This is a genomic window from Tenacibaculum retecalamus (assembly GCF_027941755.1).
In the GTDB taxonomy this organism is placed as follows: Bacteria; Bacteroidota; Bacteroidia; order Flavobacteriales; family Flavobacteriaceae; genus Polaribacter; species Polaribacter haliotis_B.
On sequence record NZ_CP115916.1, the window covers coordinates 674,237 to 699,478 of the forward strand.

The window sequence follows — 25,242 nt, forward strand, 5'->3', positions numbered from 1 at the left end:
CTTAAAAAAACGTAAGTTTGTTAAGTTAAACTTTCTTTATTTTAGGAAGTTTATTCAAATTAAAACTTAAATAATTCACTTATCATGAGCGAAGAAAATAAAAATAATTACGATGCTTCCAGTATTCAGGCATTAGAAGGAATGGAGCATGTAAGAATGCGTCCTTCAATGTATATTGGAGATGTTGGTGTTAGAGGTTTACACCATTTAGTATATGAAGTTGTAGATAACTCTATTGACGAAGCAATGGGAGGTCATTGTGACGCTATAGATGTTACAATTAATGAAGACAACTCTATTACAACAAAAGATAATGGTCGTGGTATTCCTGTAGGAATTCACAAAAAAGAAGGTGTTTCTGCATTACAGGTTGTAATGACAAAAATTGGTGCTGGTGGAAAATTCGATAAAGATTCTTATAAGGTTTCTGGTGGATTGCACGGTGTTGGTGTAAGTTGTGTGAATGCACTTTCAGACCTTTTAACAGCTACGGTTCATAAAGAAGGTAAAGTTTGGCAACAAGAATACTCTCAAGGAAAAGCTTTATACCCAGTTAAAACAATAGGAGAAACTGATTTTACGGGTACAATTGTAACCTTTTTACCAGATAAGTCAATTTTTAAGCAAACTACAGAATTTAATTACGATACATTGGCAACTCGTATGCGCGAGTTATCTTTCTTAAATAAAGGGATTACAATAACCTTAACAGATAAGAGAACAACAGATGATGAAGGTAATTTTATTTCAGAAACTTTTCATAGTGATGAAGGTTTACCAGAATTTATTAAATATTTAGATTCTACTCGCGAGCAACTTACAGCCACTGTAATTTCTATGGAAGGGGAGAAGAATGGTATCCCGGTAGAAGTTGCCATGGTTTATAATACCTCGTATTCAGAAAACTTACACTCGTATGTAAACAATATTAATACACACGAAGGAGGAACACATTTATCTGGATTTAGACGTGGTTTAACACATACATTAAAAAAGTATGCTGATGAATCAGGATTGTTAAAAAACGTAAAGTTCGAAATTGCTGGTGATGATTTCCGTGAAGGATTAACAGCTATTGTTTCTGTAAAAGTAGCAGAACCACAATTTGAAGGACAAACAAAAACAAAATTAGGAAATAGAGAAGTGTCTTCAGCTGTATCTCAAGCGGTTTCAGAAATGTTAACTGACTACTTAGAAGAAAATCCTAATGATGCAAAAATCATTGTTCAAAAAGTAATTTTAGCAGCCAATGCACGTCATGCAGCACGTAAAGCGCGTGAAATGGTACAGCGTAAAACTGTAATGAGTATTGGTGGTTTACCTGGTAAATTATCAGATTGTTCTGAAACTGATCCAGCACAATGTGAAATTTTCTTAGTTGAGGGAGATTCGGCAGGTGGAACAGCAAAACAAGGTCGAGATCGTAATTTTCAAGCAATTTTACCACTACGTGGGAAGATTTTAAATGTTGAAAAAGCGATGCAGCATAAAGTTTTTGAAAACGAAGAAATCAAAAATATGTTTACAGCTTTAGGAGTTTCTATCGGAACAGAAGAAGATCCAAGAGCATTAAACTTATCTAAAGTTCGTTACCATAAAGTAGTTATTATGTGTGATGCCGATGTAGATGGATCACATATTGCAACTTTAATTTTAACTTTTTTCTTTAGATACATGAAAGAAATGGTTGAACAAGGATATATTTATATTGCAACGCCACCTTTATATTTAGTTAAAAAAGGACAAAAAAGAGAATATGCTTGGGATGATAATCAACGTGATTTAATTGCTCAAAAACTAGGAGGAAACGTAAATATTCAACGTTATAAAGGTCTTGGGGAGATGAATGCAGAACAGTTGTGGGATACTACCATGAATCCAGAGTTTAGAACCTTACGTAAAGTAGTAATTGATAGTCCAACAGAAGCTGATAGAGTATTCTCTATGTTAATGGGAGATGAAGTACCACCACGTAGAGATTTTATTGAACGTAATGCAAAATATGCAAATATTGATGCGTAACAATCATAATTAAATAAAACTAAAAAGCTCAATCTAAAAAGGTTGAGCTTTTTTATTACATTTGTAGAAAATAAAAACCTAGTAAAATGAAAAAAATAATTTTATCATTAGTAGCAGTTTTCGCTTTAGCTTTTAATGCAAAAGCACAAGAATTAGAAACAATTCTTTTAGCAAAAGAAGATGCTTCTAAATTAACGAATGCTTATTTGAACCCGGCTATGAAAGGATTTATTTATAGTATGAATAATGGTTGGTATCACACCGCTAAAGTTCACAAAAAATTTGGTTTCGATATAACAATAGGAGCTAATATTTCTTTTGTTCCTTCAAAAGATGAAATTTTTAATATTGCTAAATTAAACCTATCAAATAACACAACAGTTACAAATGGGGTTACTTCATCTCCTACCGTTGTAGGGAGTGAAAATATTACACCCGCTGATTTAAGGTATGAAACTACAGTAAACGGACAAACAGTTTCTGCTGATTTCACAATGCCTAACGGAGTAAAAGAAGACTTACCTGCCAACGCTGTTCCTGCACCTTCTGTTCAAGTAGGTTTGGGGCTTCCTTTTAAATTAGAAGCAATGGTTCGTTATGTGCCAAAAGTTGGCTCTGACGATGTAAAGGGTAGCTTATTTGGTATTGGACTTAAAAAAGAAATTACTAGTTGGTTTGGCCTTTAGATAAACTGCCTTTACATGTTTCTTTACTAGCTGCATACACTAATATGAATGTAGATTACACTATCGGTGATGTTGATGGGGATATTGAAGTTAGAAATGGAGTTACTGAATTTAGATTAAACACATATACAGTACAAGCAATTGCGTCTATTAACTTTCCTATCATTAATTTTTATGGAGGAGTTGGGTACAACGGAGGGAGTACTGATTTAGATTTAAAAGGTGACAGCTTTGTTGCTAATTATGAATCTTCAACCATACCTTCAGTTGTTGTTAGAGAAGACCTTGGTAAAAACCCTTTATCTTTAAGTACAAGTACAGGTGGCTTTAACGCAACTATAGGTACACGTTTAAGTTTAGGTTTCTTTAAAATATTTGGAAGTTATACAATGCAAGAATATAATTCTGTAAATGCAGGTATTGCTTTTAGTTTTAGATAAAAAATAAATAACATAAAAACAAAACCTCATTGAAACTTCAATGAGGTTTTGTTTTTATATCCATAGCCAAATCGTTATTTTTGTGCAACTTAAATTAATCATCACAATTAAATATATAAAAAAATGAAAGTAACAGTTGTAGGAGCAGGTGCTGTAGGTGCAAGTTGTGCAGAGTACATTGCAATTAAAAATTTCGCATCAGAAGTTGTATTAGTAGATATTAAAGAAGGTTTTGCTGAAGGTAAAGCAATGGATTTAATGCAAACAGCTTCTTTAAATGGTTTTGATACTAAAATTACAGGTACTACTGGTGATTATAGTAAAACTGCAGAATCGGATGTTTGTGTAATTACTTCTGGTATTGCTCGTAAACCAGGTATGTCTCGTGACGAATTATTAGGTATCAATGCAGGTATCGTAAAAACGGTTGCAGCTAGTTTAGTAGCAGAGTCACCTAACACGATTATCATTGTGGTTTCTAACCCAATGGATACAATGACTTATTTAGTGCATAAAGCAACTGGATTACCTAAAAATAGAATTATTGGTATGGGTGGAGCTTTAGATTCTGCTCGTTTTAAATATCGTTTAGCAGAAGCTTTAGGAGCGCCTATTTCTGATGTAGACGGAATAGTTATCGGTGGTCACTCTGATAAAGGAATGGTACCTTTAACGCGTTTAGCGACTCGTAACTCTGTTCCTGTTTCTGAATTTTTATCAGAAGAAAGATTAGAACAAGTTATGCAAGATACTAAAGTTGGTGGAGCTACATTAACTGGTTTATTAGGTACTTCTGCTTGGTATGCGCCAGGTGCTGCAGTTTCTGGTATGGTACAAGCTATTGCTTGTGATACTAAAAAAATATTCCCTTGTTCTACTTTATTAGATGGTGAATACGGTTTAAACGATTTATGTATTGGAGTTCCTGTTGTTTTAGGTAAAAACGGAATTGAAAATATTGTTGAAATTAATTTATCAGCTGCTGAAAAAGAGCATTTAGCTGCTTCAGCTGAAGCTGTTAAAAATAACAATGCTGCTTTAAATTTATAAACAGTATTTAGTACAAATATTATAAAACCCCTGAATAATTTAATTATTCAGGGGTTTGTCTTTTTTTAATGTTAAAGTTGTAAGGTTCTTTAAAATGCAACGTCTTTATTATAGAGAAACATTAATAGTGTTTCTTTTTCATAGTTTTTCATAGCAATTTCCCGCTTCATTCGTGAAGTGGGTTATTTTTTATGAAAATTAATTTTTTATTGTTGTTGCTGTACAACTTCAAACAATTCTCCACCTTCACACTTAATTGTTTTTTGCTTAAATTTTACAATTAATTGATAATCATGAGTAGCCATTAAAATTGTTTTTCCGCTAATATGAATTTTATTTAAAAGTTGCATTACTTCTAACGAAGTTTTAGGGTCTAGATTACCAGTAGGTTCATCTGCTAAGATTAATTCAGGATCATTTAATAATGCTCTTGCAATAGCAACTCGCTGTTGCTCGCCTCCCGAAAGTTCGAATGTTTTCTTATAATACTTTTCTTTCATGCCGACCTTGTCTAAAACCTCATAGATTTTATCTTTCATATCGGTTTTGTTTTTCCAGCCAGTAGCTTTTAAAACAAACTCTAAATTTTCAAAAACATTTCGATCATTTAAAAGTTTAAAATCTTGAAAAACGATTCCTAGTTTTCTTCTTAAAAAAGGAATGTCATCTTCTTTCATTTTTTTTAAATCGAAACCAACAATTTCACCTAAACCACGTTGTAGGCGTAAATCACCATACAAGGTTTTTAGTAAGCTACTTTTTCCGCTTCCTGTTTTTCCTATCAAATAATAAAAATCACCTCTATTTAATTTGAAGTTAACTTTTGATAATACTAAATTATCTTGCTGATAAATATCAGCATTTTCAAGATGTAAAACAGGTCTTTCCATATATCGATTCGTTTTTACAAATCTAAAATTTTATTACTTAATTCTATAACATTTCTTACTTTTGATGCATCGTTTACCAACAAAAACAAAAAAAGAACGTTATAGTTCTTATATATCTAAAAAAACATGAGATTTATTTGTTATAATAAAAGCTGTTATTTGTTATTTTTAATAGTCTTTTCAACAACTATAATAGCACAAGAATCAGCTATTAATTCAGAAATTACATCCGATTATCATAAAGCAATAAAGCTTTATAATAACAAAGCTTATGCAGCCGCACAGGAGTTGTTTGTTGAGGTGTCTCAAAAATCAGGAGATCATAAAAATAGCAAAGCAGATGCCGACTATTATGATGCAATGTGCGCTATAAAACTGATTCAAGATAATGGAAATGATAAAGTGTTGGCGTTTGTAGAAAATCATCCATATAGTAACAAAAAAGAAAAGGCTTTTTTAAACGTAGGGAACTATTATTTTGCAAACAGAAAGGCGGCTCACGCATTAAAATGGTATCAAAAAGTAAATGAAAAACTATTAAGTCAGCCAGAAAGAGACGAGTTGAACTATAAAATGGGATATGCATTGTTGGTTTCTAATTATTTAAAAGATGCTAAGTCTCGATTTCAAACCTTATTAGGAAACCCTATTTATGGAAACGATGCGCGTTATTACTTCGGATATATTGCTTACAAACAAGAAAATTTTGGAGAAGCGGAGGATAATTTAAGTCAATTAGCAAATGATGCTACTTATCAAGCAAAAGCAAATTACTATATTTTAGATATCAGTTTTAAAGCCGGGCGTTTTGATAAATCAGTAAAAATTGGTGAAAAACTTTTAAAAGAATCAAAAGATGAAAAAGAGATATCTCAAATTTCTAAAATAGTTGGTGAGAGTTATTTCAATCTTAAAAAATATGACCAAGCAATTCCTTATTTAAAAGCTTATAAAGGTAAAAGAGGTAAGTTGACAAATACCGATTATTATTATTTAGGTTATGCTTATTATCAACAAAAAAACTACGAAGCAGCAATTGGTAATTTTAATAAAATTATAGGAGGTAACAATAAAGTAGCACAAAATGCTTACTACCATTTAGGAGAATGTTATTTAGAATTGCAGCAAAAACCAGCAGCTTTAAATGCATTTAAAAATGCGAGCGAGATGGAATTTGACCTTAAAATAACTGAAAGTGCATCGTTAAGTTATGCGAAATTAAGTTACGAGCAAGGAAATCCGTACGAAAGTGTTCCTGATGTTTTAAAAGGGTTTTTAGCAAAATATCCAAATTCACCAAATACTGCTGAAATAAACGAGTTGTTAATTACTTCTTATTTGCATCAGCAAGATTATCAAGGTGCTTTAGATTATTTAAATAGTGTTAAATCACCAGAAAACGAAAAGATAGCAAACGAAGTTTCGTTGTATAGAGGAATTCAGTTATTTAATGAAGGTAAATTATTAGCCGCGAAGCCTTATTTTTTACAGGCTACTTTATCAGAAAATAATATTGTTATTAATAAAGGAACTTTTTGGTTTGCAGAAACGGAATATTTATTAGGAAATTACAACGAAGCTTTAAAGAACTTTTTACTAATTACGGACACAAATTTAGAGGATACTAAAAAGTTAGAATACAACATTGCTTACACTTACTTTAAACAAAAGAAATATGAGGATGCAGCGAAACATTTTCAGCAGTTCTTAGATATTAAATATGATGATAATGATATAAATGATGATGCTTCAAACCGACTAGGTGATTCGTTTTATGCTTCCAAAAACTTTTCAAAAGCAATTAATTCATATAAAAAAGTAATTAATGAAGGTGGTGTTGGTGCAGATTATGCGCAATATCAAACTGGTATGAGTTACGGGTTTATGGGAGAAAACGAAACTAAAATCAAAAATTTAAAAACGCTAGTTAATAATTATGCGGATTCTCAATTACAAGATGATGCCTTGTTTCAGATAGCAACAACATATACAACGATAAATAACTCTAGCAAGGCGCAAGAAACTTACAATAGTTTGTTGTTAAAACACGCAAGTAGTAATTATGTACCTAATGTATTGTTACGTCAGGGTTTATTGTATTATAACAATAATAAAAACACAAAAGCTTTAGAGAAATATAAAGAGGTGGTAGCAAAACATCCAAATTCAAAAGAAGCAAAACAAGCGGTCACCAATATTAAAAATGTATATATAGATATTGGTAAAGTAGATGAGTATGCTGTATGGGTTAAGGGTGTGAAATTTATAAATGTTTCAGATGCCGAGTTAGATAATGCGACTTACCAATCTGCAGAGAATAAATTTTTAGAGAACAATAGCACTAAAGCAATCGAAGGTTTTAATAAATATCTTCAAACATTTCCTACTGGAATAAATGCTTTAAAAGCTCATTTTTATTTAGCACAATCGTATAATAATACACATCAATTTAAAAGTGCAGTTCCACATTATAGTTATGTAATTAGTCAAAATAAAAGTGAATTTTCAGAAGAATCGTTAACTAAATTGGCTAAAATTTATTTAGAAGAAGAAAACTGGGATAAGGGAATGCCTGTTTTAAAGCAACTTGAAAAAGAAGCTAACTATCCGCAGAATATCATTTTTGCTCAAAGTAATTTAATGAAAGGGTATTATAAAAAGAAAGAATATTCGAATGCGATTACCTATGCTGAAAAAGTTTTAGGAGCTGGTAAAATGGAAGCAAATATAACTGAGGATGCTAAAATAATTATGGCACGTGCGGCTTTTAAAACAAATGATTTTTTAACAGCTGAAGAGTTTTTTAACGAAGTTGGTAAAACAGCAACGGGCGAGTTAAAAGCAGAAACATTGTATTATAATGCTTTCTTTTTAAACGATTATAAAGATTACGAAACATCTAATAAAGCGGTGCAAAATTTAATAGCCAATTACTCATCATATAAATATTGGGGTGTTAAAAGTTATATTATAATGGCTAAAAATTATTACGCTTTAAAAGATGCATATCAGGCTACTTATATATTAGAAAATATTGTTAAGAATTTTACACAATATAAAGATGTTACCGAAGAAGCTACAAACGAACTTCGTTCGATAAAGAATAAAGAAGCAAAAACAAACGAATCAGTAAACACCCAAAACTAAAATTTGTTAAAAACAAAAAAGAGTTCAATGATTAAATCAATTAAAAAGCACATAGGTTTACTTGTTTTATTTGTAATTTCAATTGCAAATGCGCAAGAAAAAAAAGCACCCGAAAAAGCAAAGGATACCATTATAAAAACAGAAGTTGTTAATGTAGTTACTTCTTATGTTCCTAAAATTACCGATGCTTTTAAAATTAAGCAAAAACCAATAATAAAACACACCAAAGAAACGCAGAAAAAAGAATTAGAATATACTATTTTTTCAGTGCCTGTTGCTTCAACTTTTATACCTAAAAGTGGTGTGATGAAAAAGTTAGATTTAGGAAAAAAAGAAGCGTTATATGATAATTATTTTTCTTTAGGATTGGGGAATAAAATTAGCCCTTTTTTGGAAGCTCATATAAGAAGAAACGAAAGTTATAATAGTGAATTCGGAGCGCATTTAAAATTCTTGTTATCTGCAGATCCTGTTGAAAAAACACGTTTAAGCAGTACTTTTTATGATCTAAACTTAAGTTTGTTTTATGCGCAGCAAGAACGTTATTTAAGTTGGAAAGCAGGTTTAAAAGCTGAAAGAAATAAACACAATTGGTATGGTCTACCAACAAATATAAATTTCACTGATGCCACTGTTAGCGCCATAGAAGAAGAACAATCTTACAATTCGTTTACAATTTTCGGAAACATTAAATTCGAGGATTCTTATTTAGAAGAAGGAAATGCTGCCGTTTCGCTTTTAACCGATGCAATGAGTAGTAGTGAGTTTTTAATTGATGGAAATGCAAAATTTAAATTTCCTTTAAATAATTTTCACCGCGAATTAAATGATCTTTACATTAATACAACGTTAAGTTATTTAGGAACCAGTTTCGAAAATAGTTATAATACTAGAAGTGAGTTAAAACATAGTTTTTTTACTTTTGGTGCGCACCCAACATATAACTTTAGAGTACGAGATTTAGCGATAAAAATAGGGGCAAAAGCATATTTTTCTTTAGATATTCAAAATAAAAACAACAACTTTTTTATCTACCCAGATATAGAGGTTTCGTATCCTATTGTGAAAGATTTTGCGAATGTTTTTGTTGGAGTGTCGGGAGACCTAAAAACAAATACCTATAAATCATTATCAGATAAAAACCCTTACATTTCTCCAACTCAAAACATATTACAAACAAATAAAAAGTACAATGCTTTTGCGGGAATTAAAGGAAGGTTAGATTCTCAATTTAGCTATAATTTTAAAGCAAGTTATGCTGAGGTAGAAAACAATCCGTTTTTTGCATTGAATCAATCAAAATCAGACGGAAATAATAATGCAGGAACAGATGCCTTTTCTTTTTTCGGATATGATTATGGAAATTCTTTTAATACGGAATATGATGATATTAAATTAGTATCCTTTTTTGGTGAAGTTGCTTTTGATGGAATTAAAAATCTTAGTGTAGGTTTAAACGGACAGTTTAATAAATTTACGTTAACAAATGAATTAGAACCTTGGAATACTCCAAAAATTAAAGGGGAACTCTTTGGTACATACAAAACTAATAAATGGTTTGCTGGTGCTAACTTCTTTTTTGTAGGACAGCGAAAAGGAAAATTATATGATATTTTACCATTAGAAACTTTTTCAACGATTGATTTAGATGGTTATTTCGATATAAATTTTAATGGTGGTTATCATTTCAATGACTCATTTTCTGTGTTTTTAAATCTTAATAATGTATTAAATAATAGTTATCAGAGATTTAATAACTTTAATGTACAAGGATTTCAGGCCATGGGAGGTTTAACTTGGAAGTTTGATTCTATTTTCTAAAACAAGAATCTAAATATATGTACACGTAACTATTTATAAAGTATAGTTGCGCTTAATCCATAGCAAACGGGTTTAAATTAAAACCTTGGCTATCGGCTCTGATATTAAAATATAAAACTTACATTTATGGCACTTTAAAACAGTGTCATAAATGAAAAAACTATCATTACTACTAATTTCAGGACTATTTATAATTTCTTGTAAAACAGAAAACAAAGAAATATCTTTAACTTCTAAAGGTTTTTCTTCGGAAGAAAAAATAGATTCTACGCAAATAAAACACTTATTTAACGCTGCATTAACCGAGGGTAAATCCTACGAATGGTTACGAGATTTAACTACAAATGTTGGTAGCCGTTTATCTGGTTCAGAAGGAGCAGCGAAGTCAGTTATTTGGAGTGAAAAATTAATGAACGAAGTAGGGTTGGATTCAGTTTGGTTACAGCCGATCATGGTACCGCATTGGGTTCGTGGAGAAAAAGAAGTAGCTAATTATAATTTTAACGGCAAAGAAATTAACGTGCCTGTTTGTGCTATCGGAGGATCTATTGCAACACCAATTAACGGAATTACAGCCGAAGTTATTGAGGTAAAAAGTTTAAAAGAAGCTGAAAAATTAGGCGCCAAAGCACAAGGAAAAATAGTTTTTTTTAATGGAGCATTTGATAATACATTAATTCAAACATTTAAAGCCTACGGCGGATGTGTTGGTCAGCGTTTTGGCGGAGCAGCAGCAGTTGGTAAGTTCGGCGCGAAAGCAGTTATTGTTCGTTCTATGACAAATGGAATAGATGATTATCCGCATACAGGATCAATGGGATATGGAGATATTCCTAAATCAGAATATATTCCTTCAGCAGCAATTAGTTCTCGTGCTGCCGAAAATTTAAGTAAGCATTTAAAAGAGAATCCAACACTTAAATTTTATTTAAAACAAAGCTGTGAAACACTACCAGATGCACCTTCACACAATGTGGTTGGAGAAATTAAAGGAAGTGAAAATCCAGATAAAATTATGGTTATTGGTGGGCATTTAGATTCTTGGGATTTAGGTGATGGCGCTCATGACGACGGAACAGGAATTGTACAATCGTTAGAAGTAGCTTACTTATTAAAAAAGAACAATATCAAACCTAAAAATACCATTCGCATTGTCTTTTTTATGAATGAAGAAAATGGTTTGCGTGGTGCTACAGAATATGCGCGTTTGGCAAAATTAAATAAAGAACATCATATTGGTGCTCTAGAATCAGATGCAGGCGGACACACACCAAGAGGTTTTTCTATTGATGCAAATGATAAAAACAGAAAACTATTACAAAGCTGGAAAAAATTATTAGCCCCTTACGGATTGCATGATATTACTGCAGGCGGAAGTGGTGCGGATATTGATCCTTTAAAAGACGAACATGTTACTCTGGTTGGATATCGCCCAGATTCACAACGTTATTTTGATTACCATCATGCAGCTACTGATACTTTTGATAAGGTAAACAAACGCGAACTAGAATTAGGAAGCGCATCAATGGCAAGTATTGTGTATTTGATGGATAAATATTTATACAATAAAGAAACACTAAAGCCATAAATTATGGATATTTTAGTCTTAACACTCCGAATAATCTTCGGAGTGTTTTTAGGATATATAGGGGTTATGCATTTTGTAAAGCCACGTTTTTTTAACGGATTTATACCAAAGCCATTACCAAAGTTACTAGTAAATTATGCTGCTGGTTTTGTAGAATTTGTTATCGGAATAGGTCTTTTATTTAATGCAACAGTAAAAAATGCAGCCATCGGTTTTTTTATATTGATGGTTATTTTTTTACCATTACACATATGGGATTTATTTAAAGAAAAACCCGCAATTGGTTCTAAGAAAATTGCAATTATACGCTTGCCTATACAACTCTTACTTTTATATATCGCTTATTTAATACATTCAAACTCATGAAAAAATTATTATTACTTTTTGTAATTTCAATCGCTGTTGTTTCTTGTAAACAACAAGAAAAAGTAGACGCGATTGTAATTAACTCAAACACATATACCGTTAATTCTAATTTTGATAAAGCTGAAAGTTTTGCAATTAAAGATGGTAAATTTATAGCTATCGGAACTAATAAAGAGATACAAGATAAATACACATCATCAAAAATTATTGATGCTAAAAACAAAGCGGTATACCCTGGTTTTATAGATGGACATTGTCATTTTTACGGTTTAGGTTTGCAACAGCAAAAAGTGAACTTAGTAGGAACAAAAAGCTACGAAGAGGTATTAGAAAAGTTAGTTGCATTTCAAAAAGAAAAACACACAGCATTTATAACAGGCCGTGGTTGGGATCAAAATGATTGGGAGATTAAAGAGTTTCCTACCAAAGAAAAATTAGACGCATTGTTTCCTAATATTCCTGTAGCCGTTCGTAGAATTGACGGTCATGCAATGTTGGTAAATCAGGCGGCAATCAATTTAGCAGGTATTACAATTGATACTAAAATTGATGGAGGCGAAATTCTTATCAAAGACGGAAAACTTACGGGGGTGTTAATTGATAATGCAATGAATTTTATTAAAGTTCCAAAACCGAATAAACAAGAACAAATTCAGGCTTTAAAAGATGCTGAGAAAATTTGTTTTGATTTAGGATTAACAACTGTTGATGATGCGGGATTAGATAAGCAAGTTATTGAACTAATAGATAGTTTGCAGCAAACAGGCGATTTAAAAATCCGTATGTATGCAATGATTTCTAATAATAAAGAAAATCTAGATTATTATCTTAAAAAAGGAATTATTAAAACTGATAAGTTACATGTTCGTTCGGTAAAAGTATATGCAGATGGAGCTTTAGGTTCGAGAGGAGCTGCTTTAAAGGATGAATATGCTGATAAAAAAGGGCATTTTGGAGCTTTGGTAAATTCATATGATGATCTTCAGCGTTTAGCGAAACGAATCGAAGGTTCTGAATATCAAATGAATACGCACGCTATTGGTGATTCTGCAAATTATGTAATGCTTAATACGTATAACAAAGTATTGAAAAATAAAGAAAATCGTCGTTGGAGAATTGAACATGCTCAAATTGTAGATTTAAAAGACTTTTATCATTTTAAAAACATTTTACCATCAATTCAACCAACACACGCAACAAGCGATATGTACTGGGCAGAAGATCGTGTTGGGTCAGAAAGAATTAAAGGTGCTTATGCATATAAGGATTTACTAAAACAATACGGAAAAGTTGCTTTAGGAACAGATTTTCCTATTGAAAATGTGAGTCCGTTGTATACCTATTACGCTGCAACTATCAGAAAAGATTTAAAAGGATATCCAAAAGAAGGTTATCAAATGAATAATGCTTTATCTAGAGAAAATGCCTTAAAAGGAATGACTATTTGGAATGCCTACGCTAATTTTGAAGAAACCGAAAAAGGAAGTATTGAGGTAGGTAAAATAGCTGATTTTATCATTTTAGAGAATGATATTGTAACTGTTAAAGGTGATGAAATTCCGAATACAAAAGTTTTAGCAACGTATGTAAGCGGCGAAAAAGTAAATTAAAAGAAGAACTATAATGATATAAAAGTAGTAACTTTTTAAAACACGTTAAATAATTATTATTTAACGTGTTTTTTTATACTTAAAAACGCATCTTTTTTGATATTATAAAGTCTACTATATGAATTTAAAGATTAAATATCATGAAATATAAAAATCAATGTACGTGTAATTGTGATGGTTGTAAAACAGGAAATTGTTTAAATTGTACTTGCGAGAGCTGTTCATGTAACAATTGTAACTGTTAAACCACAAGTTTGTTAATTATAACAGAAATTATTCTTAACTTTATAAAGAATAATTTCTGTTTTTATTTCAATATAAAATGACAACAAATCAAGTTTGGAGAAAATATGCAGATGATGTTAAATACTTTATTTTAAGTAAGGTAAAAAATGTTGCAATAGCAGATGATATTTTGCAAGACACTTTTATAAAAATACACACCAAGTTACATACATTAAAAGATGTTACCAAGTTGAAGTCTTGGATTTTTACCATTGCTAGAAACGCTGTGATGGATTATTTTAAAAGCACAAATAAAACTTTTGAATTGGCTAGTTTCGAAACTGAAACAAAAATAGAAGAACAAGAGCACACTGAAAAAGATTGCTTACAAGGCATTTTGCAAAAATTACCTAAAATATATAGAGATCCTTTGTTTTTATCTGATATTAAAGGGTTGAAGCAGCAAGAAGTTGCCAATATTTTAAAACAAAGTTTACCAACAACAAAATCACAAATTCAACGTGCTCGTAAATTAATAGCAAAAGGGTTTATGGATTGTTGCGGTTTTGTATTAAATGAAGAAGGTAAACTTGTTGGTGAAATTCAAGACAAAGATGATTGTAAAGTTTGTGGGTAAAACCGTATATGATTCTTAACACATTTTCTGTTGATTTTGAGAATAGATTTATAATTTAATACTTTGGCAATAATTTTGATGTAGTGTTCTAAATTATAAATAATTAACCAGTTAATAAAATGAAAATAAAGTTCACTTCGTTTCTGTTTTTTATAACCTACATAAGTTTAGCACAATCTAAAGAGTTCGTAATTCTAGATAGTTTATCTAAAAAACCAATAGATTTAGTTCAAGTTTTTTATCCTGATATAGAAGTGGGAAGTGTTTCTAATGCAGATGGTAAAATAAAAATCCCCTTAAAAAATAATAGAATTGTTGTATCTCATATAAACTATATTGAAAGTGAGTTTGGTTTTGAAGACTACAAAAAGAAAGATACTTTGTTTCTTATTCCAAAAGCAAATCAATTAGAAGAAGTTGTGCTTTACAATCTAGATTTAAAACAAAAATTCACTGATATTTTAAAAAATAGTTACTTTGATAAATATTCTAAGAAAAAAATAACCCACAGTGCTACTTATAAAGAGACTTTTAGTGTTAATAACTCACTTACTAGGCTGTTTCAGATACAATTAGATTGGTACAGTAAGAACTCCCTTTTTAAAAGAGATATAGCTATTGATAAACAAAACACAGTTAACCTTGAGACTATTGATTTTTCTAAAAAAAGTAAAATAGAAAAAAATCTTATTAATTCTAATAGTGGATATGTTGAAAATAAAACGTTTTTTAAATTTTTACATCTAAATTTTCTTTTAGAAACCCTAATTTATTTAACTAATGATTATGAAATAGAGAGCATTGAAAAAAATAAGAATACTATTAATGTCTACTTTAATGCAACTTTGATTGAAAAAGATAAAAAAGTATTTGAACACAAGAATAGTTTAATAGTTTTTGAGAAAGATTACAAATCTATAAAGAGTTTGAAGCTAAATATGATTTATTCTAAAGGTTTTGAAGAAGCTCTAACTAACATAGATAAAATACCACATAAAAAGAAGACAAAAAGCCATGTTGTTAATCTGTCATTTAAAAAGTTAAGAAATAACAAATATTCAATAAATTATTTTATTTCAGAATTGAAAGGAATAATAAAAACAAAAAAATATACTGACACGATTATTTCTACACAAAGTTTATTTATTAATGAAAGTCGATTAGGTAAGAAAATAAAAAGAGGGAATTTTGATTTTAATAAACCTTTTTATGAAAATATACCTAATAATTTGAAAAAGACAAGCGAGAAAATTTTATTAACAGAAAAAGAGAAAGACTTCCTTAAAAGTTAAAAAGTCTTAAAATTTTCTAAAAATATTACGAATACTTTAACTTCGTTTGTATAAAATCAAACGGATGTCTAAAAAAAATATATTTCTACTCGCAATGCTATTTAGTTTTGGTATTGCAATTTCGCAAAATTCTTTAATTCGAAAACCTGCTATAAGTAATGATGGTTCAAAAATGGCCTTTAGTTATCATGGAGATATTTGGGTGTATAATTTGAATAATAAAGAATCAAAAAGGCTAACAATTCATAAAGGATATGAGAGTAATCCTGTTTGGAACTCAGACGATACCGAAATTGCATTTTCATCAAACAGAAAAGGAAATGATAACGTGTTTACAACGTTTCTTAATGGAGGTGTACCAAAACAATTAACATATTACCCAACGGCGAATATCCCTACAGATTGGACTTCAAAAGATGCCATTGTATTTACTACAGGAAGAGTTTATCGTGCATTCAGAATGGGATAAACAAATGTATACTGTAAATGAAAACGGCGGAACACCAGAGCGATTATTAACCGCTTATGGTGAGTTAGCCTCAGTTTCTCCTAACGGAAAATTAATAGCATTTACCAAAGGAGCTTGTCGTATTGCGCGTGAAGATTATTCGGGTTCTGCTCAAAGAGATATTTGGATTTATAATACAGATACTAAAAAATACAATCAAATTACCACAAGTAACAAAAACGACCATTCTCCTAAATGGGATGCTGCCGGAAACTTATATTATATCGGCGCAAAAAGCGGACGTTATAATGTGTACAAACAAGTAATTTCATCAAACGGAACAGCTAATGGAAATGCCACTCAATTAACATCAGAAAAAAAAGATGGAGTTAGAGAGTTCTCAGTAAGTAATAATGGAGCGTTTATTTACTTAAGCGGTGTAAATTTATTTAAAGTTGAAAATGGTTCGAAACAAAAATTAAACTTACATATTTCTTCGGATAATCGATTTGAGGAAGAAATAACAAAAACAGTTTCAAACGGAATTAGTAGTTACGCAGTTTCACCTAACGGAAAAAGTATTGCACTTGAAATTAACGGCGAAATTTTTGTAAAAGAAAACAATAAAGAAAAGAAGCATTCTAATAACGTAAGTAAGCACTTGTTTAGAGACCGTAATCCGCAATGGATAGATGATAAAACTGTTGTTTTTTCTTCGGATAGAGATGGTGTTTATCAATTATATAGTGCCGTTTCTACAGATACATTGGTTGGTTTACACCGTAGTTTAAAAACAAAGGTGACAAAACTAACGAATAATAAAGAAGATGTAATGGGATCGTTAGTATCTCCTGACGGAAAAAAAATAGCTTATCAAGTTGGTCGTGGAATTTTAATGATTGCCGATTTAAAAGATGGTAAAATTGTTAAATCGAAAGAATATTCAAATTCTTGGGCTGCTACCGAAGGCGTTTCTTGGAGTCCGGATAGTAAGTACATAGCGTATTCTCAAGAAGATTTAAATTTCGATAGTGAAATATTCATTCAGTCGATTGCTGATAAATATAAAAAGATGAATGTTTCTATGCATCCACGAAGTGATGCAAATCCTGTTTGGAGTGCAGATGGTAAAAAATTAGCATTTTTATCGAATAGAAGCGGAATGAACTATGATGTTTGGATGGTTTGGTTAGATAAAACCGATTGGGAAAAATCTAAAATAGATCACGAAGAAGGAAGTTATTATCCAGAAGAAAAAGAAAAAAAGGAAAGTAAATCTGATAAAAAAGATAAGAAAAAGAAGAAAAAAACTGTTGTTGTTAAAATTGATCAAGATAAAATTTACGACCGTTTGGTACAAGTAACTTCTTTACAGGATGATGAATACAGTCCGATGTTTAGTGCCGATAGTAAATTTATTTATTTTTCAGCAACAAATCCAGCAAATAAAAAAAGAAGCACTTATAAAGTAAAATGGGATGGAAGCAAACCAAAAGCAATTAAAAGTGTAAGCGGAGCAAGAGGAATATCAGAAAATAAAGGAAAAGTTTACTTTACATCAAGAGGAAGTTTAAATCAGTTAGATACAAAATCAGATAAAGTAACTAAATTACCACATTCGGCTACCTATACTAAAAATACTAAAAAAGAATACGAGCAGGTTTTTGAAGAGGGAATTAGAGTGTTAACAGCTGGTTTTTACGACCCAGAATTTCACGGTTATGATTGGAATGGTTTGGTAAAAAGATACAGACCTTGGGTGTTGTCAGCAACAACACATCAAGATTATACGTACATGTATAATTTATTATTAGGGCAGTTAAATGCGAGCCATATGGGGTATAGAGGTACTGCGCCTAGAAATATAAACGATAAAGTAGGTTTACTAGGTGTAGATGTAGTAAATACGAAAGGTGGCGTAAAAGTGAATTATATTTTACAAAACACGGTTGCAGATAAATCGAAAAGTACTTTAAAAGTAGGGGATGTTATTACTGCTGTAAATGGACAAGAAATAGCTAAAAATACTAATTTTTATCAACTATTAAAAAATACACAAGGTAACGAAGTGTTGTTAAGTTTAAAAAATGGTAAAGATGTGGTATTAAGACCACAACGATCTATTAGAAGTCAACAATATGAAGCTTGGATAACGTCTCGTAAAAAATTAGTAGCTAAATATTCAAACGGACAATTAGGTTACATTCATATTCAGGGAATGAATATGCCAAGTTTCGAGCGTTTTGAACGTGAGTTAAAAGCAAGTGGATATGGAAAAAAAGGAATTGTAATTGATGTACGCTATAACGGTGGTGGTTGGACAACCGACCGATTAATGGCTGTTTTAAATGTAGATCAACATGCGTATACGGTACCAAGAGGTGCTGCTAAAAGTTTAAAGAATAATAAAAAATTCAATAAAAATTATCCGTTTAACGAACGTGCAATTTTATCAGTAAATACAAAACCTGTAGTTGCTTTGTGTAATGAGAATAGTTATTCGAATGCTGAGATTTTTTCACATGCATTTAAAAACTTAGGTTTAGGTAAATTAGTAGGGCAACCAACATTTGGAGCCGTAGTTTCTACAGGATCTGCAAGATTACAAAACGGATCTATTCGTATGCCGTTTAGAGCTTGGTTTGTGAAAAAATCAGGAAAAAATATGGAGAATGAAGCACCTGCAGTTCCAGATTATTTAGTAAAAAATGCTCCGGGTTGGAAAGAAAGAGGAGAAGATGCTCAGTTGCAAAAAGCAGTTGAGGTTTTATTAAAAGATATAAAATAAGACGAATTTTAGTATTAAATAATTAAAAATCCCGAACAATGTTTTTGAAATTGTTCGGGTTTTATTTTATATGTGTCCTATTTAGAATAGGTAAAAACCTGTTTTTTATAAGTGAGTTATTTTTATAGCGTTGTAATTCAAATAATTATGTATATTTAGGTTCCGTAAAACTAAAGTAAGAATGTCAAGAATCAGTCAATTACATAGCTACAGAAAACACCTTGAGGAGAGGTATCGTAAATTGGTTGAAAGAGCAAGTGATTATAAGTATGAAGATGAATGTAAGAGTGATCGATCGGCATTTAAAGCAATGCAAGTGCTAGAAAAATTAAATAGAGTTAAATATTTAGATAAAGATTTATCTAATACTGTCGTGTAATTTTATAAAATAATCGAAAGCTTTTAATAATCTACTTCCGTACCAAGAAAACATTTCTCCATCAACTAAAATAGTTTTTGAACCTTTATAATAGGTTGATATTTCATTAATATGTTTTTCTTTAAAAGGATAAGGCTCAGAAGAAAGCAAAATAAAATCCAGCGCATCATTTTTAGATAACTTTTTTAAGTTAATTTCTGGGTAACGCTCTTTGTTACTATAAATATTTTTAAAGTTGTTGAGTTCTAAAAGATGATTGATAAAAGTATTTTTTCCGGCAACCATCCATGGATTTCTCCAAATAAAATAAGCTACTTTTTTTTCTTCAGTATTTTTAATAAATTGTTGAAATTTGACAAACTCATTGTCTAATTTTTCAACGATATTTTTCGCTTCTTTTTTACAAGAAAGAATTTCACCGTATTGCTTTATAAGTTCTATAGAATCATCAAGTGTAAAAATATCAGAAACATGAGTTGGTGCAATTTGTTCACAAGCTTCAACAATCTCTTTGGTGTTTTCTTCTTTGTTGCAAAGAATAATATCAGGATTTAAAGCCTTAATTTTATCAATATTTATGGTTTTTGTGCCACCAACAACTGTTTTAATTTTTCTTAGAGAAGATGGGTGAATACAAAACTTAGTAATACCAACAATAAGTTCTTCCAAACCTAAATCAACCAATAATTCAGTTTGACTAGGAACTAAAGAGATTATTCTTTTTGGAGTTTCGGGTAATTCAAAAACTCTATTCATTTGGTCTTTGAAATCCATGTAACTAGTTTAAGATAACACTCATTTGCAATTGTAACTCTGCTGCTTTTTTAGCAGCTTCACTTGCAAAGTTTTCGTTGTTAGATGCGTAAATAATTCCGCGAGATGAGTTAATAAGTAAACCTACGTTTTCGCTCATTCCATATTTACAAACATCTTGTAAATTTCCGCCTTGAGCACCAACACCAGGAACTAATAAAAAACTATCAGGAACAATTTTTCTGATTTCAGTAAAGTATTCGGCTTTGGTAGCGCCCACAACATACATTAGGTTTTCTGAATTTTTCCAAGATTTAGAGGTTTCTAAAACTTGTTTATATAACTCTTTACCGTCTACAGTTTTTGTTTGAAAATCGAATGCACCTTGGTTAGAGGTTAATGCCAACATAATGGTATGTTTATCATCAAAAGCTAAAAAAGGCTCTACAGAATCTTTTCCCATATATGGTGCCACGGTAACCGAATCGAATGCTAAATCTTCAAAAAAAGCTTTTGCATACATGGTTGAGGTATTTCCGATATCGCCACGTTTGGCATCTGCAATAGTAAAAATTTCAGGATGCTTTTCGTTTAAATATTTTATTGTTTTTGCTAAAGATTTCCAACCTTTAATTCCGTATGCTTCATAAAAAGCGGTGTTAGGCTTATAGGCAACACATAAATGATGAGTTGCATCAATAATTGCTTTGTTAAAAGCAAAAATAGGATCTTCTTCTTTTAATAAATGTTGCGGTATTTTAGTTAAATCGACATCTAAACCGATGCATAAAAACGATTTTTTTCTTTTAATTTCGTTAACTAATTGTTGTGTAGTCATGTGTTGTTGTAAAAGTTATACAAAAGTACACTTTTTTAACACTTTCTTTTATCTTTGTTATAGATGTTTCAATATATAATTAATAAAATTTTCTACGGATTCTTAACCTTGTTTGGAGTCGTTACTGTTATTTTCTTTTTGTTTAATGTGTTGCCAGGCGATCCGGCAAGAATGATGTTAGACCAGCGAGAAGATACTGAACAGCTTGAGAATATACGACAAAAGTATGGTTTTGATAAACCGATATTTACACAGTATTTGTATTATTTAAATGATGTTTCGCCGTTGTCGTTGCATAGTAATAATACTGATGATTATACTTTTTTATCCGAAGGAAAATATACTGCGCAAAAATTATTTTCAATCAGCGATATAAATTTGGTGATTAAATATCCGTATTTGCGACAATCATTTCAAAAAAATGGAAAGAATGTATCCGAAGTAATTTCAGAAACATTGCCCAATACAGCAGTTTTAGCAATTTTTGCAATTGTAATAGCGTTGTTATTAGGAATTGTTTTAGGAATTTTATCAGCCTTATATAAAGATACTTTTTTCGACAGAATTATAGCGCTAATTAGTACATTAGGTATGAGCGTTCCGTCTTTTTTCTCGGCAATTTTATTTGCTTGGTTTTTCGGATTTGTATTGCATGAATATACTGGTTTAGAAATGACAGGTAGCTTGTATGAAGTTGATGATTTCGGGGAAGGAATGCGCATTCAATGGAAAAACTTGTTGTTGCCAGCAATCGTGCTAGGTATTCGTCCGTTAGCAGTAGTAATTCAATTAATGCGGAACTCGTTGTTAGAAACGATGAATCAAGATTATATAAGAACCGCAAAAGCAAAAGGGTTAACAATGTATCAGGTAATTCGTAAACACGCCTTAAAAAATTCGTTAAACCCTGTGGTAACTGCTATTTCTGGTTGGTTTGCATCGATGTTGGCAGGAGCGGTTTTTGTTGAGTATATTTTTAATTGGAACGGTTTAGGTAAAGAAATAGTAAACTCACTAAACACGTTAGATTTACCTGTGATTATGGGAAGTGTGTTAGTTGTTGCAACATTATTTATATTGATAAATATATTGGTAGATGTTATTTATAGTTGGTTAGATCCACGAATAAAATTAAATTAAAATGAGAGTATTTTTATTTTTGATAGCCCTTTTAACGTTGAGTAGTTGTGCTGTTTTTCAACCAACATCTTTTACAAACGATGCTTTAGATGAGAAATTAGTTACAATTGATAGAGATTCAATTACGTTAAGAACAATTTTAGTAAATAATAAAGGAACGAAACAATTTGTACAAGTTTTTGCAACGTATTGTCCGGTAAGTCAAGATAGTTTTGATGATGTTATTGCATTTCAAAAGAAGAATCCGTCAATTAAATATGTTTTTTTGTCAGTTGATCATTCTTATTTCGACTGGAAAAGAGGACTTGAGAATATAAAAGTAAAAGGACAACATTATTACATTCCTAAAAAAGGAAAAGGGAAGCTAGGAGCGTTTTTAAAACTAAAAACAATTCCGAGGTTTATGATTTTGAGTAAAAAAGGAGAAATAGAACTTTTTAAATCATCAAGTGTATCTAATAAAATTAATAATAAGATTAAGTAAGATGAAAAAAAGTATAGTATTAATTTTCACTGCAATGTTATTGTTGCAATGTTCGGTTTACAGCCCCACAGAGTTTTCTAATGAAGCTTTAAATGATATTTTTATTTCTATAGAAGATGAAGAGATTACGTTCAAAGAAATTTTAGCGAATAATAGAGGGAAAAAAATAGTGATTGATGTTTGGGCATCTTGGTGTAAAGATTGCCTTGAAAGCTTACCTGAGATTAAAAAGCTGCAAGAAGAGAATCCGGAAATAACATATTTATATTTATCGTTAGATAGAGATTTGGACTCATGGAAAGCAGGAGTTGAAAGATTAAAAATAAAAGGGCAGCATTATTTTATGCAATCAGGTTGGGAAGGAAGCTTCGGTAAATTTCTTGGTTTAAGTTGGATCCCTCGTTATTTGGTAATTGATGAATCAGGAAAAATAATCGTTTTTAACGAAACTAAGGTTTCGCAGAAGTTAAGTTAGACTATTAAAAAAATAACGTACTTTTAACTGTTAAAAAAAATAAAAACCTAGTATATGAAAAAAACAATTTACTTATTCGCTTTCGTTTTATTTGTGTCTTGTAATTCAGAAAAACCTTTAGCTTTTCCACAGGAAGTTTTAAATGAGAAATTTTTAACTTTAAATGAAGAATCAATCACATTTAAAGAAATTTTAGCAAAGCATAAAGGAAAAAAAATAATGTTTGAGCTTTGTGCTTCGTGGTGTGCAGAATGTATTTCCGGAATACCAGCAATTAAAAAGTTGAAAGCAGAAAACCCTGATGTTGTTTTTGTTTTTTTATCAATAGATAAAACAATTCCGCAGTGGAAAAAAGGAATAGAGCGATTTTTTAATATAGAGGGTGAACATTATTTTTTACCAGCAGCTCTTAAAGGAGTATATGCAAAAGGTTTAGGAATAAAAGATGTGCCAAGTTATATGGTTGTAAATGAAAAAGGAATTACATCTTTGGCGCACGTAGCAGAATCTATAGATCCAAGATTAACAGCCGCATTAAAACAGTAGTAAGAATATAAAATTAACGTAATTTTGAGAAAAAAAATAGTTGCAGGTAACTGGAAGATGAATATGAACTTTGATGAAACTAAAAAGTTAATCAAAGGGATTAAGAAAGGAACAAAGAAAAAAGTAGGTAAAAACACTAGAGTAATTATCGCTCCAAGTTTTGTGAATTTACAAACGGCACTTAAAAGAACTAAGAAATCAAAAATTGAAGTAGCGTCTCAAAACATGCATCAATCTAAAAGTGGTGCTTTTACAGGAGAAATTTCTGCGGATATGTTAACTTCTTTAGGATTAGATCTAGTGATTCTTGGCCATTCTGAGCGTAGAGAGTATTTCGGAGAAACAGATGAAATCCTCGCGAAAAAAGTAACCACTGCGTTAGAAAACAAACTAGAAACAATTTTTTGTTTTGGTGAGGTTTTAGAAGATAGAAAGTCAGAAAATCATTTTAATGTAGTTGAAAGTCAATTGAAAAAAGGATTGTTTCACTTAAAGAAAGGCGATTTTTCTAAAATTGTTTTAGCATACGAGCCTGTTTGGGCAATAGGAACCGGAGAAACAGCATCGCCAGAACAAGCACAAGAAATGCATGCTTTTATTAGAGAGATTATTGCTAAAGAGTATGGAAGTGAAGTGGCAGAAAATATTTCAATTCTATATGGTGGAAGTGTAAAGCCAGCAAATGCTAAAGAGATTTTCTCTAAACCAGATGTTGACGGTGGATTAATTGGAGGAGCAGCCTTAAAAGCGGATGATTTTATAGCTATAATTAAATCAATTTAATGGATAATATTTATATAGAGTATATTTTTGAAGTAACACCAAAAGAACCAGCAACTGAAATTTTAATAGCTGAGTTAGGTGAAATTGGTTTTGAAAGTTTTGTGGAGAATGAAAACGGAGTTACCGCATATATTCAGAAAAACGATTGGAAAGAAAATTTATTAGACGCTGTTTTTATTTTAAAATCAGCAGCGTTTTCGATCAGTTTTCAGCACAATGAAATCGCCCAAACAAATTGGAATGCAGAGTGGGAAAAAAACTTTAATCAAATTCAAGTTGATGACTTGGTAAGTATTAGAGCGCCATTTCACGTGAATCCTAATTTAAAGTATGATATCGTTATAGAGCCAAAAATGAGTTTTGGCACAGGGCATCATGAAACCACTCATATGATGGTACAACATTTACTTAATTTAGATGTTGCCAACAAAAAAGTGTTGGACATGGGATGCGGAACGGGGATTTTAGCAATTTTTGCTGAAATGAAAGGAGCTAACCCAATAGATGCGATAGATATTGATGCTTGGTGTTACGAAAATTCGTTAGAAAATGTTCAAAGAAATAACTGTAAAAATATTACGGTTTACGAAGGAGATTCGTCTCTTTTAATGGATAAAAAATATGATATTATTATTGCAAATATTAACCGTAATATTTTATTGAGCGATATGAATATTTATACAAACTGCTTAAATGAAAACGGAGTTTTATTGTTAAGTGGATTTTATAAAGAAGACATTTCGATTATAGATGCAGCGGTTTCAAAGCACGGTTTAACATTAAATAAAACAATTAACAGAAATAATTGGGTAGCTTTGCAGTATCAAAAATAGT

General features: G+C 30.9%; 23 protein-coding genes. 20 read left to right on the forward strand and 3 right to left on the reverse strand.

All coding sequences use genetic code 11. The annotated features are described in order from the left end of the window. The first annotated feature begins 84 nt into the window (after positions 1-84). From gyrB to mdh, 4 genes are all read left to right on the forward strand, one after another. Entirely contained in the window at positions 85-2,022 is a 1,938-nt protein-coding gene (gyrB, locus tag PG912_RS03280; protein WP_275688465.1) for a DNA topoisomerase (ATP-hydrolyzing) subunit B, read from the forward strand. Between the two features lie 86 nt (positions 2,023-2,108). After that, on the forward strand, positions 2,109-2,708 hold the full coding sequence (locus PG912_RS03285) for a DUF6588 family protein (protein WP_275688466.1): 600 nt from the start codon (positions 2,109-2,111) through the stop codon (positions 2,706-2,708). Beyond that, positions 2,693-3,148 carry a DUF6588 family protein gene (locus PG912_RS03290; protein ID WP_275688467.1) on the forward strand — a complete coding sequence of 152 codons (456 nt, stop codon included), beginning with the start codon at positions 2,693-2,695 and terminating at the stop codon, positions 3,146-3,148. Before PG912_RS03285 ends, PG912_RS03290 begins: the two co-directional genes overlap by 16 nt. 123 nt (positions 3,149-3,271) lie before the next feature. Further along, the gene (gene mdh, locus PG912_RS03295; RefSeq protein WP_275688468.1) at positions 3,272-4,198 is read left to right on the forward strand and encodes a malate dehydrogenase; all 927 of its coding nucleotides are present in this window, start codon (positions 3,272-3,274) and stop codon (positions 4,196-4,198) included. A gap of 206 nt (positions 4,199-4,404) precedes the next feature. Here the strand turns inward: mdh and PG912_RS03300 are convergent, their stop codons facing one another. Next, complete coding sequence (locus tag PG912_RS03300) at positions 4,405-5,088, reverse strand: cell division ATP-binding protein FtsE (protein ID WP_275688469.1); 684 nt, start codon at positions 5,086-5,088, stop codon at positions 4,405-4,407. A gap of 159 nt (positions 5,089-5,247) precedes the next feature. Here PG912_RS03300 and PG912_RS03305 point away from each other — a divergent pair, with 159 nt between their 5' ends. The 10 genes from PG912_RS03305 to PG912_RS03350 all read left to right on the forward strand — a co-directional run bounded on the left by PG912_RS03305 (position 5,248) and on the right by PG912_RS03350 (position 19,389). Beyond that, a complete protein-coding gene (locus PG912_RS03305; RefSeq protein ID WP_275688470.1) occupies positions 5,248-8,235 on the forward strand; it encodes a tetratricopeptide repeat protein in 2,988 nt (995 codons plus the stop codon). 27 nt (positions 8,236-8,262) lie between these two features. Continuing rightward, positions 8,263-10,056: a hypothetical protein gene (locus tag PG912_RS03310; RefSeq protein WP_275688471.1), complete on the forward strand. Its 1,794-nt coding sequence runs from the start codon at positions 8,263-8,265 to the stop codon at positions 10,054-10,056. Between the two features lie 151 nt (positions 10,057-10,207). Next, positions 10,208-11,644, forward strand: a complete 1,437-nt coding sequence (locus tag PG912_RS03315) for a M20/M25/M40 family metallo-hydrolase (RefSeq protein WP_275688472.1) — start codon at positions 10,208-10,210, stop codon at positions 11,642-11,644. 3 nt (positions 11,645-11,647) lie between these two features. Then, positions 11,648-12,010 carry a DoxX family membrane protein gene (locus PG912_RS03320; RefSeq protein ID WP_275688473.1) on the forward strand — a complete coding sequence of 121 codons (363 nt, stop codon included), beginning with the start codon at positions 11,648-11,650 and terminating at the stop codon, positions 12,008-12,010. Further along, positions 12,007-13,620: an amidohydrolase gene (locus PG912_RS03325; RefSeq protein ID WP_275688474.1), complete on the forward strand. Its 1,614-nt coding sequence runs from the start codon at positions 12,007-12,009 to the stop codon at positions 13,618-13,620. Before PG912_RS03320 ends, PG912_RS03325 begins: the two co-directional genes overlap by 4 nt. 322 nt (positions 13,621-13,942) lie before the next feature. Continuing rightward, the gene (locus PG912_RS03330) at positions 13,943-14,482 is read left to right on the forward strand and encodes a sigma-70 family RNA polymerase sigma factor (protein WP_275688475.1); all 540 of its coding nucleotides are present in this window, start codon (positions 13,943-13,945) and stop codon (positions 14,480-14,482) included. A gap of 254 nt (positions 14,483-14,736) precedes the next feature. Beyond that, positions 14,737-15,774 (forward strand): hypothetical protein, encoded by a 1,038-nt coding sequence (locus PG912_RS03335; protein ID WP_275688476.1) that lies wholly within the window; start codon positions 14,737-14,739, stop codon positions 15,772-15,774. A gap of 64 nt (positions 15,775-15,838) precedes the next feature. Beyond that, a complete protein-coding gene (locus PG912_RS03340) occupies positions 15,839-16,243 on the forward strand; it encodes a hypothetical protein (protein ID WP_275688477.1) in 405 nt (134 codons plus the stop codon). Continuing rightward, a complete protein-coding gene (locus tag PG912_RS03345; RefSeq protein ID WP_275688478.1) occupies positions 16,197-19,010 on the forward strand; it encodes a S41 family peptidase in 2,814 nt (937 codons plus the stop codon). Before PG912_RS03340 ends, PG912_RS03345 begins: the two co-directional genes overlap by 47 nt. A gap of 181 nt (positions 19,011-19,191) precedes the next feature. Continuing rightward, on the forward strand, positions 19,192-19,389 hold the full coding sequence (locus PG912_RS03350; protein WP_260586200.1) for a Lacal_2735 family protein: 198 nt from the start codon (positions 19,192-19,194) through the stop codon (positions 19,387-19,389). Here the strand turns inward: PG912_RS03350 and PG912_RS03355 are convergent. Both PG912_RS03355 and pyrF read right to left on the reverse strand, forming a co-directional pair. Next, entirely contained in the window at positions 19,369-20,163 is a 795-nt protein-coding gene (locus tag PG912_RS03355) for an ABC transporter substrate-binding protein (RefSeq protein WP_275688479.1), read from the reverse strand. The genes PG912_RS03350 and PG912_RS03355 overlap by 21 nt on opposite strands. A 4-nt stretch (positions 20,164-20,167) precedes the next feature. Beyond that, complete coding sequence (gene pyrF / locus PG912_RS03360) at positions 20,168-20,980, reverse strand: orotidine-5'-phosphate decarboxylase (protein ID WP_275688480.1); 813 nt, start codon at positions 20,978-20,980, stop codon at positions 20,168-20,170. A 63-nt stretch (positions 20,981-21,043) separates the two neighbouring features. Between pyrF and PG912_RS03365 the strand changes: the two genes are divergently transcribed. Genes PG912_RS03365 through prmA form a run of 6 tightly spaced genes read left to right on the forward strand, consistent with a single transcriptional unit; the run spans position 21,044 to position 25,241 of the window. After that, on the forward strand, positions 21,044-22,120 hold the full coding sequence (locus PG912_RS03365; protein ID WP_275688481.1) for an ABC transporter permease: 1,077 nt from the start codon (positions 21,044-21,046) through the stop codon (positions 22,118-22,120). A gap of 1 nt (position 22,121) precedes the next feature. Further along, positions 22,122-22,604 (forward strand): TlpA family protein disulfide reductase, encoded by a 483-nt coding sequence (locus PG912_RS03370; RefSeq protein ID WP_275688482.1) that lies wholly within the window; start codon positions 22,122-22,124, stop codon positions 22,602-22,604. A 1-nt stretch (position 22,605) separates the two neighbouring features. After that, complete coding sequence (locus PG912_RS03375) at positions 22,606-23,079, forward strand: TlpA family protein disulfide reductase (protein ID WP_275688483.1); 474 nt, start codon at positions 22,606-22,608, stop codon at positions 23,077-23,079. Positions 23,080-23,133: 54 nt separating this feature from the next. Further along, entirely contained in the window at positions 23,134-23,625 is a 492-nt protein-coding gene (locus PG912_RS03380; RefSeq protein WP_275688484.1) for a TlpA family protein disulfide reductase, read from the forward strand. Positions 23,626-23,649: 24 nt separating this feature from the next. Next, positions 23,650-24,408: a triose-phosphate isomerase gene (gene tpiA, locus PG912_RS03385; RefSeq protein ID WP_275688485.1), complete on the forward strand. Its 759-nt coding sequence runs from the start codon at positions 23,650-23,652 to the stop codon at positions 24,406-24,408. Next, positions 24,408-25,241 (forward strand): 50S ribosomal protein L11 methyltransferase, encoded by an 834-nt coding sequence (gene prmA / locus PG912_RS03390; RefSeq protein WP_275688486.1) that lies wholly within the window; start codon positions 24,408-24,410, stop codon positions 25,239-25,241. Before tpiA ends, prmA begins: the two co-directional genes overlap by 1 nt. The last annotated feature ends 1 nt before the right edge of the window (position 25,242 follow it).